We start from the raw sequence: 19,428 nt of genomic DNA, 5'->3' as shown, positions 1-19,428 counted from the left end.
ACCTTTCTTAAAGCGACGAGTATTTCTTGCGCAGACGCTGACGAATCAGCTCGGCGAGGGTGTTCATGATGAAAGTGAACAGCAGCAGCACCAGCGCCGAGAGGAACAGCACGCGGTAGTGACTACCACCGACTTCCGACTCAGGCATTTCCACTGCAACGTTGGCCGCCAGGGTGCGCAGGCCTTCGAACAGGTTCATCTCCATCACCGGGGTGTTACCGGTGGCCATCAGCACGATCATGGTCTCGCCGACGGCGCGCCCCATACCGATCATCAGCGCCGAGAAAATCCCCGGGCTGGCGGTCAGGATGACCACGCGCGTCATGGTCTGCCATGGCGTGGCGCCCAAGGCCAGGGAGCCCAGGGTCAGGCCGCGCGGCACGCTGAACACGGCGTCTTCGGCGATGGAGTAGATGTTCGGGATGACCGCAAAGCCCATGGCCAAACCGACGACCAGGGCGTTGCGCTGGTCGTAGGTGATACCCAGGTCATGGGAGATCCACATGCGCATGTCGCCGCCGAAGAACCATGTTTCCAGGTACGGGCTCATGTACAGCGAGAGCCAGCCCACAAACAGGATCACCGGAATCAGAATGGCGCTTTCCCAACCGTCGGGCACACGCAGGCGGATCGACTCAGGCAGGCGGCTGAAGATAAAACCGGCGACCAGGATACCAATCGGCAACAGCATCAGCAGGCTGAAGATCCCCGGCAGATGCCCTTCCACATACGGCGCCAGGAACAGGCCGGCGAAGAAGCCGAGGATCACCGTCGGCATCGCTTCCATCAGTTCGATCACCGGCTTGACCTTGCGGCGCAGGCTCGGGGCCATGAAGTAAGCGGTGTAGATCGCAGCGGCGACAGCCAGTGGCGCGGCCAGCAGCATGGCGTAGAACGCGGCTTTCAGCGTACCGAAGGTCAGCGGCGCCAGGCTCATCTTAGGTTCGAAGTCGGTGTTGGCGGCCGTCGATTGCCAGACGTATTTAGGCTCGTCGTAGTTCTCGTACCAGACCTTGCTCCACAGCGCGCTCCAGGACACTTCCGGGTGCGGGTTGTCCAGCAGCAGCGGTTGCAGCTTGCCACCGGCTTCGACGATCACACGGTTGGCACGTGGCGACATGCCGAACACGCCTTGGCCATCGACCACCGGGTCGACCAACAGGGTGCGGTGCGCGGTGCTGTGGAACACGCCGAACTTGCCGGACGCATCGAGCGCCGTGAAGCCTTTGCGACGTTCTTCAGCGGTGATTTCCACAATCGGCGTAGTGCCCATCTGGAAAGTACGGATCTGCTTCAGACGCTGTTCGCCATCCGGGTCGCGCGCCATGAACCACTGCGCCAGGCCACCCTTGGAGTTGCCGACGATCAGCGAGATACCGCCCACCAGCTGGGTGCTGGCGGTGATTTCGGCGTCGCCGTCTTCGAGCAGTTTGTAGCGCCCGTTGAGGCTCTTGTCGCGCAGGCTGAACACATCCGCCAGGGCGCGACCGTTGATCACATACAGCCACTGCTGGCGTGGGTCGATGAAGATCGCCTTCACCGGCTCGGTCATTTGCGGCAGCTCGATACGCTTCTGCTCGCTGGTGACTTCGCCCGTCATCATGTTTTCTTCACGGCTCAGGGCCAGCACGTTCAAGTGCGAACCGGCCGAACCGGCGACCACCAGCGACGAGTCGGTGGCATTGAGGGCGACGTGCTCCAATGGACGACCGGCATCATCGAGCACGATGGGCGTTTCGCCGTAAGGGTATTCAACCGCAGGCGTAATGGTTTTCTTGCCGTCCGGGTAGGACACCTTATAGGTGTGGCGGAACACCAGGGATTGGCCATTCGACAAACCGAGGATCACCAGCGGGCTGCCCGGCTGGTCTTCACCAATCGAAGCAACACTTGTGCCTGCCGGAAGCGGCAAGTCGACACGCTTGAGCTCGGCACCCGTGTCCACATTAAAGAACAGCGCCTGGCCCTTGTCGGAAACCCGCATGGCGACCTGGTTCTGTTCTTCGAGGGAGATCATCAGCGGCTTGCCGGCGTCCTGAATCCAGGCGGGCGTCAGCGCGTCTTCCTTGGTCAGCGAAGCACCTTGGAACAACGGCGCAACGACATAAGCGAGGAAGAAGAAAATCAGCGTGATAGCGCCGAGGACGGCGAGGCCGCCGATCAACACGTACCAACGGGTCAGGCGATCTTTAAGCGCGCGAATACGGCGCTTGCGTTGCAGCTCAGGCGTATTGAAATCAATGCGCTTGGGGGGAGAAGTCGTCGTCATGGTGGAATTGGCCAGATCATTCATGCGCACACCCTAGCGATCCTGTATGACAGAAAGATGACAATGCAGTGACGCAAGAAATCCGCCGCGGAGCAGAGCTGGCAGCGGACTAAAAAATAAGAGGTGTAGACGGTGAGTGGTGGAGCGGGTTTGCCCGCTCCCACAGAACAACATGCGTCTACACCAGGTCTTGCAGGCTTAGTTGCCTTCTTTCAAACCCAGGTCAGCCAGGGCCTTGGCGGCAACTTTGGCTGGCAGTGGGATGTAGCCGTCTTTGACGACCACTTCCTGGCCCTGTTTGGACAGAACCAGTTTCACGAACTCAGCTTCCAGCGGGGCCAGAGGCTTGTTCGGGGCTTTGTTGACGTACACGTAGAGGAAACGCGACAGCGGGTATTTGCCGTTCAGGGCGTTTTCTTCGCTGTCTTCGATGAAGTCAGTGCTGCCTTTCTTGGCCAGGGCCACAGTCTTCACGCTTGCAGTCTTGTAGCCGATGCCCGAATAACCGATGCCGTTCAGCGAGGAGCTGATCGACTGCACGACCGAAGCCGAGCCTGGTTGTTCGTTCACGTTTGGCTTGTAGTCGCCTTTGCACAGGGCTTCTTCTTTGAAGTAGCCGTAGGTGCCGGATACCGAGTTACGACCGAACAGTTGCACCGGCTTGTTGGCCAGGTCGCCGGTCACACCCAGGTCGCCCCAGGTTTTCACGTCGGCTTTAGCACCGCACAGACGAGTAGACGAGAAGATCGCGTCGACTTGTTCCATGGTCAGGTGCTGGATTGGGTTGTCCTTGTGCACGAACACGGCCAGGGCATCCACAGCCACCGGGATAGCGGTTGGCTTGTAGCCGTACTTCTGCTCGAAGGCCGCCAGTTCGGTGTCCTTCATTTTGCGGCTCATCGGGCCCAGGTTAGAGGTGCCTTCAGTCAGCGCAGGAGGTGCAGTGGCGGAGCCGGCAGCCTGAATCTGAATGTTGACGTTCGGGTATTCCTTTTTGTAGGACTCAGCCCACAGGGTCATCAGGTTAGCCAGGGTGTCGGAACCAACGCTGGACAAGTTGCCCGAGACACCGGTGGTCTTGGCGTAAGCCGGAATTGCCGGGTCAACACCAGCGGCCACCGCGTGGGCGGTCGCAACGCCAGCAGCGACAAAAGTCATTGCCGCCATCAAACGCTTCAGTTTCATGCCTTGCTCCTAGCAGATAGGGATAGTTGGATCGGGGCCAAGTATCGGTAGGCCGTGTGAACACTCTATGTCTGCAATGTGACAATTAGATGAAAGGCCAGCATTTATGAAAAACCTGACAGGAAGGGCAAAGGTCAATAAATTCGGGGCTTGCGAGGAGGTTGAAGCGCTTGAAGCGGTGTTTCAGAAATACTCTGTAATCTATGAACGTTCCTACGCAGCTGCGTAGGAACGCCCCTCAAATGGCGGCTTACCGCCCACGCTTCCACAGGTACCCACCCACCAACGTCCCCATGACACACAGCACGGCGACATAGTAAGCAGGGCCCATTGGGCTTTCCTTCATCAGCAGCGACACCGCCAACGGCGTCAAACCACCAAATACGGCGTAGGCGACGTTGTAGGAAAACGACAAGCCGCTGAAGCGCACGACGGGTGGGAAGGCTTTCACCATCACGTAAGGCACCACGCCGATCACACCGACAAACAGGCCCGTCAGGGTGTACAGCGGGAAGAGCCAGTTCGGGTGATCGATCAGGCTGTGGTACAGCGTCCACGACGTCGCCAACAGCAACAAGCAGCCAATAACCAGCACACGGCCGGCGCCAAAGCGGTCGGCCAGGGCGCCGGAGGCGATGCAGCCCAGGCTGAGGGTGACGATGGCCAGGCTATTGGCTTGCAGCGCAATGGTCGGGCTGAAGTGATAGACGGTTTGCAGCACCGTCGGGGTCATCAGGATGACCACGACAACACCGGCCGACAGCAACCAGGTCAGCAACATCGACAGCACGATGGCGCCACGGTGGTCGCGTAATACGGCGCGCAGGGGCAGCTCGGCAGCCAGGGTTTTGCGTTGCTGCATTTCGGCGAAGATCGGCGTTTCATGCAACCAGCGGCGCAGGTAAACCGAGAGCAGGCCGAACACGCCACCCAGCAGGAACGGGATTCGCCAGGCGTAATCCGACACTTGCTCCGGGCTATAAAGGCTGTTGATGGCGGTAGCCACCAGCGAGCCAAGCAGGATGCCGGCGGTGAGGCCGCTGGTCAGGGTGCCGCAGGCGTAGCCGATATGGCGCGGCGGTACGTGTTCGGAGACGAACACCCAGGCGCCGGGTACTTCGCCGCCAATCGCCGCGCCCTGGATAACGCGCATCAACAGAAGCAGGAGTGGCGCCCACAGGCCGATCTGCGCATAGGTCGGCAGCAGGCCCATGATCAAGGTCGGCACGGCCATCATGAAGATGCTCAAGGTGAACATCTTCTTGCGACCCAGCAAGTCGCCGAAGTGCGCCATGATGATGCCGCCCAACGGCCGCGCCAGGTAGCCGGCGGCGAAGATGCCGAAGGTCTGCATCATGCGCAGCCATTCCGGCATGTCCACAGGGAAAAACAGTTTTCCGACCACGGTGGCGAAAAACACAAAGATGATGAAGTCGTAAAACTCCAGCGCCCCGCCCAAGGCAGACAGTGACAGGGTTTTGTAGTCGTTGCGGGTCAGCGGGCGCGACGGTTGCGCACTGCTTGCGGGCACGGAGGACATGGCAAGGCTTCTCTTATAGTAGTGACGGCAAGCCCGGGACTTGCGGCGGGTCTGGCAAGATAGCAAATCGCTTGAAAAAGCACAGCGCCCACCGAATAACAGTTTAAAGGCGTGCGTTATTCCTCGTTCCTGCGCTTTATTTGCCACCAGAAGCACAGTTACGCGAAAAAGCCGCATTACAGCCGCGATTTGCCGACCAAATGAGTGCCGGGAGGTCGTCGTGGCGCCAGGGTCTCGATATACTCGGCCCGTGCAAGCGCCAAACCCGCTGTCTTGACGGGCTGCTGTGCCAAAACGTCGTTGGGTGCCATCCAGCCGATTTGGCAGAGTTTCCCTTTAGTACGCCTTATGAGAAACGTATCGAGCGGTGTATGTTGGTGCTGAAACGTTTTTCCGGAAGACGGCTATCCACTTGAAATACCCATGAAGCGTCACGGGTCAGAGGCACCCTCGGCATGATCGAACTCGAACAAGAAGATCCTATCCCGCAAGGCGATCTCGCTCTGCAAATCACCGCCCTGCCGCGTGAAACCAACGGTTTTGGCGATATTTTCGGCGGCTGGCTGGTCGCGCAGATGGACTTGGCCGGCACGGCCATGGCCAGCAAGGTCGCCGGCGGCCGCGTGGCCACCGTGGCCATTGATCGCATGGCATTCCTGGTACCGGTGGCAGTGGGCGCGCAATTGTCCTTCTATACCCAGGCCCTGGAAATCGGCCGCAGTTCGATCCAGATGATGGTCGAAGTCTGGAGCGATGACCCGCTGTCCAGCGAATGGCGCAAGGTCACCGAGGCGGTGTTTGTGTTCGTCGCCATCGATGGCAGCGGCCGCACGCGTTCGGTGCCGTCACGCGCACGTTAAACCTCGCTGGGTTTTGACGGTCAATTGCCCCATTGCCTGCCATCAAGAGTGCTTTGTATGCCTACGCCCCACGTTGAAACCGTGAAAGTCGACGAGCTGGACTGCTGGCGCATCCGTCACAACGGCGCCGAACTGCAGGTGGCCCAACAGGGCGCGCATATCTTCAGTTACCAGCGCCAGGGCGAGCAGCCGTTGATCTGGCCGAACCCCGAGGCGGTGTTCAAACAAGGCAAAGGCATCCGTACCGGCGTGCCGGTGTGCTGGCCGTGGTTCGGTGTGTTCGACCGCAACCCGCACAGCGTAAAAGCGATGCGCCAGAGCGATCAACCTGCCGGCGCCCACGGTTTTGTACGGACCGCGCGCTGGGAATTGGCCGGGACCACGATTGAAGGCGATGCATTGCGCGTCGACCTGGTATTGCCGGTGCCTGCGGGCGGTTTTCCTGGCTGGCCCCATCAGGTCGACCTGAAGCTGAGCCTGCTGCTCGACGATCAACTGCATATCCACCTGACCAGCCACAACCGTGGCACCGATACGGTAAGCCTTAGCCAGGCGCTGCACACCTATTTCGCCGTGAGCGACGTGCGCAACGTACAGGTCGAAGGCTTGGATGGGCTGGCGTATATCGATACCGCCGACGGCTGGAGCAACAAACAGCAATCCGGTTTGCTGCACTTCACGGCCGAGACCGACCGTATCTACCTCAATACCCCGGCGCAGTTGAACATTGTCGATAAAGACTGGCAGCGCCGCCTCCAGTTGACCAGCCGGGGCTCGAACTCGACGGTGATCTGGAACCCCTGGACCGAGCGCGCCAAGGCGTTCGACGACATGGCCGATGATGGCTGGCAGGGCATGTTGTGCATCGAGACGGCAAATGTGCTGGATGATGTGGTGAGCCTGGCGCCGGGTGAAAGCCATACTTTGGGCGTGAGCATCACCCGTATCGCCCTGTAGTAAACGCTGATCAAAATGTGGGAGCGGGCTTGCTCGCGAATGCGGTGGACCAGTCAACGTTATATTGACTGACACTACGCCTTCGCGAGCAAGCCCGCTCCCACATTGGGTTCTGCGTCATGATCTAGAGATCGGACTCTTTCACCACCCGCACCTTCCCCGCATCCAGCGCATACGCCGCATCCGCCAAATCGTTATTGACCTTCTCCACCTTCAACGTGCCCGTGACCCACAGCGGCGTGTAGATATCATCCAGCTTCAACCCCTTGGGATAACGCACCAGCACCAACTGGTTAGGGGGCGGTGGCGGCACATGGATGCAGGCGCCTGGGTAAGGCACCAGGAAGAACAGCGTGCTGCGGCCTTTGGCATCGGTTTCCAACGGCACCGGGTAGCCGCCGATACGGATATTCTTGCCGTTCATGGCGGCCACGGTCTTGGTCGAATACATCACCGCCGGCAAGCCCTTGCTCTGCTTCAGGCCACCTTTGTCAGTGAACGTGCCTTGGGCTTCGGGGGAGTTGTGGTCGATCTCGGGCATGGCTTCGAGGGCTTTCTGATCCGACAGCGGCATCAGGTCGAGCCAATCGGTTTCCGGCAGTTCACCGGCGTGCGCCAGGCCTGAGCCCAACAGGAGGAGTGTGAATAAAAGACGGCGCATGAAAAAACTCGGCAAGTTCAGATGCCGAGCATTCTAGCCCTCTGCGCCTGCGCAGCGCAGAGGGCTTTGTCGCTTAATTACTTTTTACGCAGCAGACCGTAAATCACCAGCAACACGATGGCGCCGATCAGCGCACCGATAAAGCCTGCGCCTTGACCCGCCTGGTAGATGCCCAGGGCCTGACCACCGTAAGTGGCGGCCAGGGAACCTGCGATACCCAACAGGATGGTCATGATCCAGCCCATGCTGTCGTCGCCAGGCTTGAGGAAACGCGCGAGCAGACCGACGATCAGGCCGATAAAAATGGTTCCGATGATACCCATGGCATTTCCCTCTGAATTGAATGTGAGTCATGCCAAAGCCTAGTCAGGCTTTGCCATCCTGCAATCAGAGAGACGGCGGCAACCAATGGTTCCCGCCGACCCCCGGGTTATTGCTCGGCGATCAGCGCTTCGACCTTGAGGATCTGCCCTTGCAGGGTCGCGCGGTCCTTGCAGCGCAGGTTGGCGTGGCCGACCTTGCGCCCGGCCTTGAAGGCCTTGCCGTAGTGATGCAGGTGGCAGTCGTCGATGGCGATGACTTTTTCCACTGGCGGTACAACACCGATGAAGTTGAGCATGGCGCTCTCACCGACCTTGGCCGTGGAGCCCAACGGCAAGCCAGCCACCGCCCGCAGGTGGTTTTCGAACTGGCTGCACTCGGCGCCTTCGGTGGTCCAGTGCCCGGAGTTGTGCACACGCGGGGCGATTTCGTTGGCCTTGAGGCCACCGTCGACTTCAAAGAACTCGAACGCCATCACGCCGACGTAATCCAGTTGCTTAAGTACGCGGCTGGAATAGTCTTCGGCCAGAGCCTGCAACGGATGGTCGGTGCTGGCCACGGACAGCTTGAGGATTCCGCTATCGTGGGTGTTGTGCACCAACGGGTAGAAGCGGGTTTCGCCATCACGCGCACGCACGGCGATCAGGGAGACTTCACCGGTGAACGGCACGAAGCCTTCCAGCAGGCAGGCGACGCTGCCCAGCTCGGCGAAGGTGCCGACCACATCGGCAGCCGTGCGCAGGACTTTCTGGCCCTTGCCGTCGTAACCCAGGGTGCGGGTTTTAAGCACAGCCGGCAGGCCGATGCTGGCGACGGCGGCGTCCAGGTCCGCTTGGGACTGGATGTCGGCAAACGCCGGCGTCGGGATGCCCAAATCCTTGAACATGCTCTTCTCGAACCAGCGGTCACGCGCGATGCGCAAGGCTTCGGCGCTCGGGTACACCGGTACGAACTGCGACAGGAAGGCCACGGTTTCGGCCGGGACGCTTTCGAACTCGAAGGTCACCAGGTCAACTTCGTCAGCCAGTTGGCGCAGGTGATCCGGGTCGCTGTAGTCAGCCCGCAGGTGCTCGCCGAGGGCCGCGGCGCAAGCGTCGGGCGCCGGGTCCAGGAAAGCGAAGTTCATCCCCAGCGGGGTTCCCGCCAAGGCCAGCATGCGGCCCAATTGGCCGCCACCGATTACACCGATCTTCATCGTCAATAACCTCAGGCGATGCGTGGGTCTGGATTGTCCAGCACGCTGTCTGTCTGCTCAGCACGGAATTTTTTCAGCACCGCATGGAACTGCGGGTGCTTGGCGCCCAGGATGCTGGCGGACAGCAACGCAGCATTGATCGCGCCGGCCTTGCCGATTGCCAGGGTGGCCACCGGAATACCGGCGGGCATCTGCACGATGGACAACAGCGAATCCACGCCCGAGAGCATCGACGACTGCACCGGCACACCGAGCACCGGCAGGTGGGTCTTGGCCGCACACATGCCTGGCAGGTGCGCCGCACCGCCGGCACCGGCGATGATCACCTCGATGCCACGGGATTCTGCTTCATCGGCATACTGGAACAGCAAATCCGGGGTGCGGTGGGCAGAGACCACTTTCACTTCATACGGAATGCCGAGTTTTTCCAGCATATCGGCGGTGTGGCTAAGGGTGGACCAATCGGACTTGGAGCCCATGATCACGCCAACCAATGCACTCATCGTCGTGCCTCTTCTCTCTGGGCGCCCACAGGCGCGTCAAAAAACAACAAGCCACGCGGGAAATCCGGCGTGGCTTGGTGTACGAATTAAGGCCGGTTAGACCGGCCGAAGGCCGCGCAGTATACCGTAATAATCCAGATAAACAGCCCCTTGGAAGACCGCCCGTCACAGGCCTGACCAATCGCACAAACTGACTTAAAAGTCAGGCCGGCGCTGACGACGCTCCGAATGTGCTCGAAAGATCGAACAGCGTTCTTGAGCAACAATTTGTAGGAAATAAACACTTGAACACACATGTTAACAAGTAAGCGTTTTACATGCCCGGCGTGATTGATTTATTAAATAAGCCTTTGAGTCGATAGAGAGCGCTAGTCATGCAATCCATTCACAGATCACCCTTTGACTTCTGGCAAGTTGCAAAAGTTAACAGCCCTGTACTTGCCAGCACTGAAAAAAAACCTGTTGAAATACAAGTTATCTTGCATGAGAGCATCAGGCTTACTCAGTCGCAGGAAGACCGAATGCAAAAAAACTTCAACCTGATCCAGTCTGAATTTAAAAAATATGCTGGGCGCGAGGTCAAGTTCAACGTCGATCATTACTCACATCTGCGTGGCTTCAGCAAAGGCGGCGACAAGCTCAGCGACCTGAACTCACAGGTCGACTATTTGAAGCGCCAACAGAAGCAACACGCTACCGACAACTCGGAAGAACTCAAAAAATACTTGTTTATAACGCCAAAAAGTGAAGACGGTCACCCTGGATCAGGCGCTCCGGGCTTGGACGCCGGCATTGCTGCATTGAATGACGACAGGGGAATTGCCCACGCCGTAGGGCTTATGTTCGGCGCCAAACCAAGCGACGCCGAAGTTAACTATCATTTCCCTTGGTGGTATGAAACTGTCATGAACGATAGTAGTGTTTCAACAATGCACGCAAACGATTACCGCTTCAGCGATAAGAACCGAACAAACATCCGCACCTATCTAAGCAAGTTCAGCTGACACACCAGATGTACATCAGACGTCGGCGTCGGCGACTTCACCTGCTCATCCAGAAGTCGCCCCCGCAGCACCACCTTCAAGTTTACGCCACAACAACCGCACGTTCGCCTTGCGCACCAACGCGCAGCGATACAGGCGAATTTCCAACGGCACGTGCCATTGCGGCCCGCCGCACACCACCAGCTCACCGCGCGCCAGTTCGGCCCGCACGCTCAGTTGCGGCACCCAGGCAATGCCGAGGCCTTCCAGCGCCATGCTCTTGAGGCTATCGGCCATGGCGGTTTCGTACACCGTGGTAAAACGCAGTGCGCGCTGGCGCAGCAACAGGTTCACCGAGCGCCCGAGAAATGCGCCGGCGCTGTAGGCCAGCAGCGGCACACTGCCCTCGCCTTCCAGGTCGAACAACGGCTTGCCCTCGGCATCGGCGGCGCACACCGGGAGCATTTCGGTATTGCCCAGGTGCAGCGACGGGAAGATCTCCGGATCCATCTGCATGGCGGCATCCGGGTCGTAGAACGCCAGCATCAAATCGCAGCCGCCTTCACGCAGGGCGTGCACGGCGTCACCGACGTTGGTGGCGACCAGTCGCGTGGCGATGTTCAGGCCTTCGTTGCGCAGTTGCGCGATCCAGCGTGGGAAGAAGCCCAATGCCAGGGAATGCGCCGCCGCCACTTGCATGACTTCGCCCTGCCCGCCTTCCAGGTGATGCAAATGGCGCAGCACTTCACCGAGTTGCTCGACCACCGTGCGCGCAGTCACCAGGAACAACTGCCCCGCCGCCGTTAATTCGACTGGCGTGCGCGAGCGGTTGACCAAGGTCAAGCCCAGCGCAGCTTCCAGGCTGCGAATACGACGGCTGAACGCCGGCTGGGTAACAAAGCGTCGCTCTGCCGCCTGGGAAAAGCTGCGGGTGGCCGCCAAGGCGCTGAAGTCTTCCAGCCATTTGCTCTCAAGGTTCATCACTTCCTCCCACGGGTATGCACCATTTTGGCACACACGCCCGCCATGATAGCTGGGTCACACCTTCATTATGCCGTTTGTGCATAGGCCAGTGTTTAACAGCATTGGCCCAAAAACTCCCACAAGCCTAGCATTCACAGCGTTCCGGCCTGTTCCGGGTCCATATCGAGATGATTTCCGTCATGTCCTCCGCTGCATCATTCCGCACAGAAAAAGACCTGCTTGGCGTACTTGAAGTACCTGCTCAAGCGTACTACGGCATCCAGACCCTGCGAGCGGTGAATAACTTCCGCCTCTCGGGCGTTCCGATTTCGCATTACCCGAAATTGGTGGTCGGCCTGGCAATGGTCAAGCAAGCAGCCGCTGACGCCAACCGCGAGTTGGGCCAGCTCAGCGAAGCCAAGCACGCTGCCATCAGCGAAGCCTGTGCCCGCCTGATCCGCGGCGATTTCCACGAAGAATTCGTGGTGGACATGATTCAAGGCGGCGCCGGCACTTCAACAAACATGAATGCCAACGAAGTCATCGCCAACATCGCGTTGGAGGCCATGGGCCACAACAAGGGCGAATATCAGTACCTGCACCCTAACAACGACGTGAACATGGCGCAGTCGACCAACGACGCCTACCCGACCGCGATCCGCTTGGGTCTGCTGCTGGGCCATGATGCACTGCTGGCCAGCCTCGACAGCCTGATCCAGGCGTTCGCCGCCAAGGGCGTCGAGTTCAGCCACGTGCTGAAAATGGGCCGCACCCAATTGCAAGACGCCGTGCCGATGACCCTCGGCCAGGAATTCCGCGCCTTCGCCACCACCCTCGGTGAAGACCTGGCCCGCCTGAAAACCCTGGCGCCTGAGCTGTTGACCGAAGTGAACCTGGGCGGCACCGCGATCGGCACCGGCATCAACGCCGACCCGCGCTACCAGGCCCTGGCCGTGCAGCGCCTGGCCCTGATCAGCGGCCAGCCGCTGGTACCGGCTGCCGACTTGATCGAAGCCACCTCCGACATGGGCGCCTTCGTGCTGTTCTCCGGCATGCTCAAGCGTACCGCAGTGAAACTGTCGAAGATCTGCAACGACCTGCGCCTGTTGTCCAGCGGCCCACGCACCGGCATCAACGAGATCAACCTGCCGGCACGCCAGCCAGGCAGCTCGATCATGCCCGGCAAGGTCAACCCGGTGATCCCGGAAGCTGTTAACCAGGTGGCGTTCCAAGTCATCGGTAACGACCTGGCCCTGACCATGGCGGCCGAAGGCGGCCAACTGCAGTTGAACGTGATGGAGCCGCTGATCGCGTTCAAGATCTTCGACTCGATCCGCCTGCTGCAACGCGCCATGGACATGCTGCGTGAGCACTGCATCGTCGGCATCACCGCCAACGAAGCACGCTGCCGCGAGCTGGTGGAGCACTCCATCGGCCTGGTCACCGCGCTGAACCCGTACATCGGCTATGAAAACGCCACCCGCATTGCGCGCATCGCCCTTGAAAGCGGTCGCGGTGTGCTGGAACTGGTGCGCGAAGAAGGCTTGCTCGACGACGCCATGCTCGACGACATCCTGCGCCCCGAAAACATGATTGCCCCACGTTTGGTCCCGCTGAAGGCCTAACGTTTGTTGCACTGCTCACCAGGATGAGGGACTAGACACCTCTCACCTTTTGAGGGCCTGAAGGCTCGTTCTTCAGGCCCTTTTTTTTGCCTCAAGGTTGTGAAATGACGCCCATAAAAAATCCAATAACGCCCTACAAACCCTCCTTGCCTGCAATAGCTTGGCTGAAACCTTTAATCGCCCCGTGCAGACGGATCACGCTCGCCTAGGTATAGTGCCGCCCCTCTTCGCGTCTGCGGCCGTCGGTAACGAGGCCCGGATACAACGCGAAAGCGCATGAATAACAACACCCGCAAAAGGATTGGGGCGAAGCGTCGTGCACTGCCTGGTGCCGAGCGACGCGTCGGACCGTCCTGCGTTTGCCATTAGAAAAATCAGCGAGGAACACTCCATGCTCGAAGTCATCAACGACTTCCTCTCAGGGAAAGTACTGATCGTGCTCATTGTCGGGCTCGGCGGTTATTTCACGATCCGCTCGCGTTTCGTTCAATTGCGTCACTTTTTCCACATGTTCTCGGTGTTTAAAGACAGCCTGAAGAGCAGCGCCGGCCAACTCAGCTCGTTCCAGGCGCTGATGCTCAGCCTGGCCGGCCGCGTCGGTGCCGGTAACATCGCCGGTGTCGGCATTGCCGTCACCCTGGGTGGCCCGGGTGCCGTGTTCTGGATGTGGGTCACCGCGCTGGTGGGCATGTCTTCGAGCTTCATCGAATGCTCCCTCGGCCAGCTGTATAAGCGCACCGACGCTGAAGGCACCTACCGTGGTGGCCCGGCCTACTACATCCAGCACGGCCTGCATAAGCGCTGGCTGGGTATGGTCATGGCGTTCCTGTTGCTGGTGACCTTCGGTTTCGCCTTCAACGGCCTGCAAGCCCACGCCGTGACCCACTCGCTGAACAATGCTTTTGGCCTCGACACCACCTACACCGGCCTCGCGCTGGCGGTATTGCTGGGCCTGGTGTTCATCGGCGGGATCAAGCGTATCGCCTCGATCGCCGACCTGCTGGTGCCGGTCAAGACCCTGGTCTACATCGCCGTGACCCTCTACGTGATCGTGCTGCAATTCGACCACGTGCCGGCCATGCTCGCGACCATCGTCAAGAGCGCTTTCGGTCTCGACCAAGCCTTCGGTGGCCTGGTGGGCAGCGCAATCATCATGGGTGTGAAACGCGGCGTGTTCGCCAACGAAGCCGGTTTGGGCAGTGCGCCTAACGTGGCCGCCGTGGCCTCGGTCGAACACCCGATCGCACAAGGCGTGGTACAGGCATTCAGCGTGTTCCTCGATACCTTCGTGATCTGCACCTGCACCGCGTTGCTGATCCTGCTCTCCGGTTTCTACACCCCAGGCTTTGAAGGCGACGGCATTGCCCTGACCCAGAACTCCCTGGCAGCCGTGGTCGGCGACTGGGGCCGCATGTTCATCTCGGTGGCCCTGGCGTTGTTCGTGTTCACCTCGATCATGTACAACTACTACCTCGGCGAGAGCAACCTGCGCTTCCTGGTCGGCAACAACCGCAAGGTGCTGATGGGCTACCGTGCGCTGGTGCTGGTGCTGATTTTCTGGGGTTCCATCGAGAACCTGAGCACCGTGTTCGCCTTCGCCGACATCACCATGACCCTGCTGGCGTTCGTCAACCTGTTCGCCCTGGCGTTCCTGTTCAAGATCGCCATGCGCATCCTGAATGACTACGATGGCCAGCGTGCGGCAGGCATCAAGACGCCAGTGTTCGATTCCAGCAAGTTCCCTGACCTGGACCTGGACCGCAAAGCGTGGCCGGCAAACCCGGCGACGCCTGAGCCTGGCGCTCAAGCATCGGCTGAACTGAACGCTCAAGCGCAACGCTGAGCGTAGAAAGCCTAGATAGATGACACGCCGCCCGGCCTTGGGCATGCTCTGGGCCCGGCGGCGTTTTTCGTTCAGGAGAATTCTCGATGTCCAAAGCTAACAACATCATGGTGCTCTACACCGGCGGTACCATCGGCATGCAGGCCAGCGCCAACGGCCTGGCCCCGGCTTCCGGTTTCGAAGCACGTATGCGCGAACAGCTTGCCGACCTGCCAGTGCCTGTTTGGCGCTTCCGGGAAATGGCGCCGCTGATCGACAGCGCCAACATGACCCCCGCCTACTGGCAGCGCCTGCGCACCGCTGTGATTGAAGCCGTGGACGACGGCTGCGACGCCGTGCTGATCCTGCACGGCACCGACACCCTGGCCTACAGCGCGGCGGCGATGAGTTTCCAACTGCTCGGCCTGCCGGCGCCGGTTGTGTTCACCGGTTCCATGCTGCCTGCCGGCGTGCCCGACAGCGATGCCTGGGAAAACGTCAGCGGCGCCCTGCTGGCATTGGGCGAAGGCCTTGCACCAGGTGTGCAGCTGTACTTCCACGGCGCACTGATGGCACCGACCCGATGCGCGAAGATTCGCAGCTTTGGTCGCCATCCATTTGCCGCCTTGCAGCGCAATGGCGGCGTAGCCAAGGCCGATGCACTGCCGTCCGCCCTGGATTACCGCCAACCCAAAGCGCTGGCCAACGTCGGCGTGCTGCCGCTGGTGCCGGGTATCGCCGCCGCGCAACTGGACGCACTGATCGACAGCGGCATTCAGGCGTTGGTGCTGGAATGCTTCGGCAGCGGCACCGGGCCGAGCGATAACCCGGCGTTCCTCGCCAGCCTCAAGCGCGCGCAGGCCCTGGGCGTGGTCGTGGTGGCGATCACCCAATGCCATGAAGGTGGCGTGGAACTCGACGTCTACGAGGCCGGCAGCCGTCTGCGCGGTGTGGGCGTGCTGTCCGGTGGCGGCATGACCCGCGAAGCGGTGTTCGGCAAGCTGCAGGTGCTGCTGGGTGCCGGGCTGGCGACCAACGAGGTACGCCGCCTGGTGGAACTGGACCTGTGCGGCGAACTGAGCTGACCGGCATGTAACTTGCTCCACTTCCAGCCATCCCCTGGCTGGAAGTTCCCATGCTGCACTCCCACCTCACCACCCTCAATGCCGTTTCCCTGGTGCTCAGCACGTTCAAGGCCGAAGGCTTGCCCTTTGAAGCGCTGCTCGCCGGCAGTGGCATCTGTGCGGCGGACTTGAGCCGCGCCGATACGCGCATCACCACCAATCAGGAAATGCGCGTCTGCGCCAACGCCGTGGCCCTGCGCCGGGATGTGGGCCTGGAGTTGGGCCGCCGGATGCATGTCTCGGCCTACGGCATGCTCGGTTACGCCTTGCTCACCAGTGCCACCTTCGGTGACGCTTTGCGCCTGGCGTTGCGTTATCCGGCGCTGCTGGGAACACTTTTCGAGCTCAGCCTTGAAGAAGACGCTGAGCGTATCTGGTTCACCGCCAGCGACTACCGGGAAACCCCGAGCCTTGCGATGTTCAACGTTGAACTGTGCCTGGCGTCGCTGAAGGTCATCTGCGAAGACTTGCTCGGCCAACCACTGCCGCTGCTCGCCGCGCGCTTTGAGCACAGCGCACCGGATTATCAGGCGCGCTACAGCGAGTGCTTTGCCTGCTCGCTGCAGTTTGAAACCACCACCAACGCGTTTGCCTTCGACAAACGCTGGTTGGACCAGCCTTTGCCTCTGGCCGACGCGATCACTCACCAGGCCATGGCCGAGCGTTGCCGCAAACAGAACCTGGAATTCACCGGTCGCCAGGCCTGGCTTGGCAGAATCCGCCAACTGCTTGCCAACCAACTCAGCGCGGCGCCCGGGATTGAAGGCCTGGCCGAACAGATGAACTGCTCGGCCCGTACCCTGCGTCGACACCTGCATGATCTGGGCTGCAGCTACCAGGAGCTGCTCGACGAGTTGCGCTTTGAGCGAGCCAAGCAATGGCTGGCCGACGATGAACTGCCCATCTACCGGATCGCCGAGCAACTCGGCTTCAGCGAAACCGCCAGTTTTCGGCATGCCTTCGTGCGCTGGAGCGGCGTGGCGCCCAGCCAGTTCCGGCCCTGATGCCAGTTGAAGGCGCATGGCCGCGCCATTTCGGGGCGAATTGAGGACAGACAATTTGGCCAGATTTATCCCCTTTTGGCCGCTCCTGCCGTTCTCTTAAAACCCGCCCGCCGCAAGACTGCATCCACCGATACAGCCTGCGGAGAACAATAAATGCTGACGATCTACTCGGACGATCACCACCTGCATCACGGCCGTTGCGAATTGATGGACGGGCGACTGATGCCCTGCTTCGAAATGCCATCGCGCGCCGACCATGTGTTGCAACGGGTCAAGGACCGCGACCTGGGCCCGGTTCAGGCGCCGCAGGACTTTGGCCTGGCACCACTGCAACGCATTCACAGCCGCGACTACCTCGACTTCTTCAAGGGTGCCTGGGCGCGCTGGACCGAGTTCGGCCAGGACGGCGACTTGCTGCCCTACACCTGGCCTGCCCGCACCCTGCGCCGGGTACTGCCTGCCAGCCTGCACGGCCAACTGGGTTATTACAGTTTTGACGGTGGCGCACCGATTACCGCCGGCACGTGGCAAGCCGCCTACAGCGCCGCGCAAGTCGCCCTGACGGCGCAGCAGGCAATCGCACAAGGTGCAAACGCCGCCTTTGCCCTGTGTCGCCCGCCGGGGCATCACGCCGCCAGCGATTTGATGGGCGGGTATTGCTACCTCAACAACGCGGCCATTGCCGCTCAGGCATTCCTCGACCAAGGCCACAAAAAGGTCGCGATTCTCGACGTGGATTACCACCACGGCAACGGCACGCAGTCGATTTTTTATGCCCGCAGTGACGTGCTCTTCACCTCGATCCATGGGCACCCGGAAGCGGAGTTTCCGTTTTTCCTGGGGTATGCCGACGAACGGGGAGAAGACGCCGGCGCAGGCTTCAATTTCAACTACTCATTGCCGGCAGGTTCCGGCTGGGATCGCTGGAGCGCAGCACTCGAAGAAGCCTGCACCGAGATTGCGCGCTATGGCGCCGACATCATCGTCGTTTCCCTGGGTGTGGATACGTTCAAAGACGACCCGATTTCGCAATTCAAACTCGACAGCCCGGACTACCTGGCGATGGGCGCACGCATCGCCCGCTTGGGCAAACCCACGCTGTTTGTGATGGAAGGCGGCTACGCCGTGGAAGAAATCGGCATCAACGCCGTCAACGTGCTCGAAGGTTTTGAGGAGTCCGCCCAATGAACATGCTCAAGTCACTCGTCCTCTGCGCAGCCGTTCTTGGCGGCGCGGCCCACGCCGAAGAGAAACCCCTCAAGGTCTACAACTGGTTCGACTACATCACCCCCAAGGCGCTCGAAGACTTCAAGGCACAGCACCCGCAGGTCAAGCTGGTGTACGACATCTTCGACACCAACGAAGCCCTTGAGGCCAAGTTGCTCACCGGCAACTCGGGCTATGACGTGGTGGTGCCGTCCAACGTGTTCCTGGCCAAGCAGATCGAAGCCGGCGTGTTCCAGGCGCTGGACCGAAGCCAGTTGCCCAACTGGAACCACCTCGACCCCAAGCTGATGAAGCTGATCGAAGCCAACGACCCCGGCAATAAATTCGCCGTGCCCTACATGTACGGCACCATCCTGATCGGCTTCAACCCGGCCAAGGTCAAAGCGGTGTTGGGCGACAATGCGCCGGTGGACAGTTGGGACCTGATCTTCAAGGAAGAGAACATCAGCAAACTCAAACAATGCGGGGTCGCCCTGTTGGATTCGCCCTCGGAAATTCTGCCGCTGGCCTTGCAACATTTGGGCCTGGACCCCAACAGCAGCAACCCCAAGGATTACGTCAAAGCGGAGGCGCTGTTGATGAAAATCCGCCCCTACATCACCTACTTTCACTCGTCCAAATACATGGCCGATATCGCCAACGGCGACATTTGTGTGGCCGTGGGTTATTCCGGTAGCTTTTCCCAGGCCGCCAACCGCGCCAAAGAGGCCAAAAATGGCGTGACCGTGGACATGCGCCTGCCCAAAGAAGGCGCGCCGATCTGGTTCGACATGCTCGCCATCCCCAAGGGCGCGCAAAACCCGCAGGACGCCTACACCTTCATCAACTACCTGCTGCAACCTCAGGTGATTGCGCCGATCAGTGATTTTGTCGGCTACCCCAACCCGAACAAGGACGCTACCGAGCAGGTCGACCCGGCGATTCGCAATAATCCCAACCTGTACCCGACCGAGGCGGCGATGGCCACGCTTTACACGCTCAAGCCCCTGGACAGCAAAGTCGAGCGCGCCAGGACAAGGGCCTGGACCAAGATCAAATCCGGGATGTGAGGCGGCGCCAGGCGCGGGTATAGCGGTAGGCTCAGGTAAGACCGCCTACTTGGCTGGCCGAGCCTGGCCTTCCAGCAACAGCTGGTCACCTACGGGCACCAGAACAACGACAGCGGCCCTCATTGTTTGGCGTAACGGCT

17 protein-coding genes are annotated in these 19,428 nt (G+C 60.3%); 9 read left to right on the top strand and 8 right to left on the bottom strand.

Annotation, left to right across the window (positions count from 1 at the left end; translation table 11 throughout):
• Positions 1 to 7 precede the first annotated feature (7 nt).
• The 3 genes from JFT85_RS16345 to JFT85_RS16335 form a co-directional block, all read right to left on the bottom strand.
• Complete coding sequence (locus tag JFT85_RS16345; RefSeq protein WP_169875571.1) at positions 8 to 2,041, bottom strand: ABC transporter permease subunit; 2,034 nt, start codon at positions 2,039 to 2,041, stop codon at positions 8 to 10.
• Positions 2,042 to 2,467: 426 nt separating this feature from the next.
• Positions 2,468 to 3,454, bottom strand: coding sequence for a phosphate ABC transporter substrate-binding protein PstS (locus tag JFT85_RS16340; protein WP_053258707.1), 987 nt, complete (start codon positions 3,452 to 3,454; stop codon positions 2,468 to 2,470).
• 250 nt (positions 3,455 to 3,704) lie between these two features.
• Positions 3,705 to 4,994: an MFS transporter gene (locus JFT85_RS16335; protein WP_053258708.1), complete on the bottom strand. Its 1,290-nt coding sequence runs from the start codon at positions 4,992 to 4,994 to the stop codon at positions 3,705 to 3,707.
• Positions 4,995 to 5,449: 455 nt separating this feature from the next.
• Between JFT85_RS16335 and JFT85_RS16330 the strand changes: the two genes are divergently transcribed.
• Both JFT85_RS16330 and JFT85_RS16325 read left to right on the top strand, forming a co-directional pair.
• On the top strand, positions 5,450 to 5,854 hold the full coding sequence (locus JFT85_RS16330; protein ID WP_003176975.1) for an acyl-CoA thioesterase: 405 nt from the start codon (positions 5,450 to 5,452) through the stop codon (positions 5,852 to 5,854).
• A gap of 57 nt (positions 5,855 to 5,911) precedes the next feature.
• Positions 5,912 to 6,811, top strand: a complete 900-nt coding sequence (locus JFT85_RS16325) for a D-hexose-6-phosphate mutarotase (RefSeq protein WP_053258709.1) — start codon at positions 5,912 to 5,914, stop codon at positions 6,809 to 6,811.
• Positions 6,812 to 6,935: 124 nt separating this feature from the next.
• Here JFT85_RS16325 and JFT85_RS16320 read toward each other — a convergent pair whose 3' ends face one another.
• From JFT85_RS16320 to purE, 4 genes are all read right to left on the bottom strand, one after another.
• Positions 6,936 to 7,472, bottom strand: coding sequence for a DUF3299 domain-containing protein (locus JFT85_RS16320; protein WP_017135795.1), 537 nt, complete (start codon positions 7,470 to 7,472; stop codon positions 6,936 to 6,938).
• Positions 7,473 to 7,549: 77 nt separating this feature from the next.
• Positions 7,550 to 7,795, bottom strand: coding sequence for a GlsB/YeaQ/YmgE family stress response membrane protein (locus JFT85_RS16315; protein ID WP_053258710.1), 246 nt, complete (start codon positions 7,793 to 7,795; stop codon positions 7,550 to 7,552).
• Positions 7,796 to 7,902: 107 nt separating this feature from the next.
• Positions 7,903 to 8,988: a 5-(carboxyamino)imidazole ribonucleotide synthase gene (locus JFT85_RS16310; RefSeq protein ID WP_053258711.1), complete on the bottom strand. Its 1,086-nt coding sequence runs from the start codon at positions 8,986 to 8,988 to the stop codon at positions 7,903 to 7,905.
• An 11-nt stretch (positions 8,989 to 8,999) separates the two neighbouring features.
• Positions 9,000 to 9,491, bottom strand: a complete 492-nt coding sequence (purE, locus tag JFT85_RS16305) for a 5-(carboxyamino)imidazole ribonucleotide mutase (protein WP_003195648.1) — start codon at positions 9,489 to 9,491, stop codon at positions 9,000 to 9,002.
• A 374-nt stretch (positions 9,492 to 9,865) separates the two neighbouring features.
• Between purE and JFT85_RS16300 the strand changes: the two genes are divergently transcribed.
• On the top strand, positions 9,866 to 10,495 hold the full coding sequence (locus JFT85_RS16300; protein WP_069551181.1) for a hypothetical protein: 630 nt from the start codon (positions 9,866 to 9,868) through the stop codon (positions 10,493 to 10,495).
• Between the two features lie 45 nt (positions 10,496 to 10,540).
• Here JFT85_RS16300 and JFT85_RS16295 read toward each other — a convergent pair whose 3' ends face one another.
• Positions 10,541 to 11,455 (bottom strand): LysR substrate-binding domain-containing protein, encoded by a 915-nt coding sequence (locus JFT85_RS16295; RefSeq protein WP_053258713.1) that lies wholly within the window; start codon positions 11,453 to 11,455, stop codon positions 10,541 to 10,543.
• Positions 11,456 to 11,637: 182 nt separating this feature from the next.
• On the opposite strand from JFT85_RS16295, the gene aspA reads away from it, so the two are divergent.
• The 6 genes from aspA to JFT85_RS16265 all read left to right on the top strand — a co-directional run bounded on the left by aspA (position 11,638) and on the right by JFT85_RS16265 (position 19,288).
• Positions 11,638 to 13,062, top strand: a complete 1,425-nt coding sequence (gene aspA, locus JFT85_RS16290; protein ID WP_053258714.1) for an aspartate ammonia-lyase — start codon at positions 11,638 to 11,640, stop codon at positions 13,060 to 13,062.
• A gap of 391 nt (positions 13,063 to 13,453) precedes the next feature.
• Complete coding sequence (locus tag JFT85_RS16285) at positions 13,454 to 14,905, top strand: alanine/glycine:cation symporter family protein (protein ID WP_069551182.1); 1,452 nt, start codon at positions 13,454 to 13,456, stop codon at positions 14,903 to 14,905.
• An 86-nt stretch (positions 14,906 to 14,991) separates the two neighbouring features.
• On the top strand, positions 14,992 to 15,969 hold the full coding sequence (locus tag JFT85_RS16280) for an asparaginase (RefSeq protein WP_201230140.1): 978 nt from the start codon (positions 14,992 to 14,994) through the stop codon (positions 15,967 to 15,969).
• A 50-nt stretch (positions 15,970 to 16,019) separates the two neighbouring features.
• Positions 16,020 to 17,012, top strand: coding sequence for an AraC family transcriptional regulator (locus JFT85_RS16275; RefSeq protein ID WP_201230139.1), 993 nt, complete (start codon positions 16,020 to 16,022; stop codon positions 17,010 to 17,012).
• Positions 17,013 to 17,165: 153 nt separating this feature from the next.
• Positions 17,166 to 18,200 carry a histone deacetylase family protein gene (locus JFT85_RS16270; RefSeq protein WP_201230138.1) on the top strand — a complete coding sequence of 345 codons (1,035 nt, stop codon included), beginning with the start codon at positions 17,166 to 17,168 and terminating at the stop codon, positions 18,198 to 18,200.
• Positions 18,197 to 19,288 carry a polyamine ABC transporter substrate-binding protein gene (locus JFT85_RS16265; RefSeq protein WP_053258719.1) on the top strand — a complete coding sequence of 364 codons (1,092 nt, stop codon included), beginning with the start codon at positions 18,197 to 18,199 and terminating at the stop codon, positions 19,286 to 19,288. Before JFT85_RS16270 ends, JFT85_RS16265 begins: the two co-directional genes overlap by 4 nt.
• Positions 19,289 to 19,428: the final 140 nt, after the last annotated feature.

The sequence above is a fragment of the Pseudomonas sp. TH04 genome (assembly GCF_016651355.1).
GTDB lineage: Bacteria > Pseudomonadota > Gammaproteobacteria > Pseudomonadales > Pseudomonadaceae > Aquipseudomonas > Aquipseudomonas fluorescens.
Note: the sequence above shows the minus strand (reverse complement) of the source record. Positions and strands in the feature narration are given on the sequence as shown.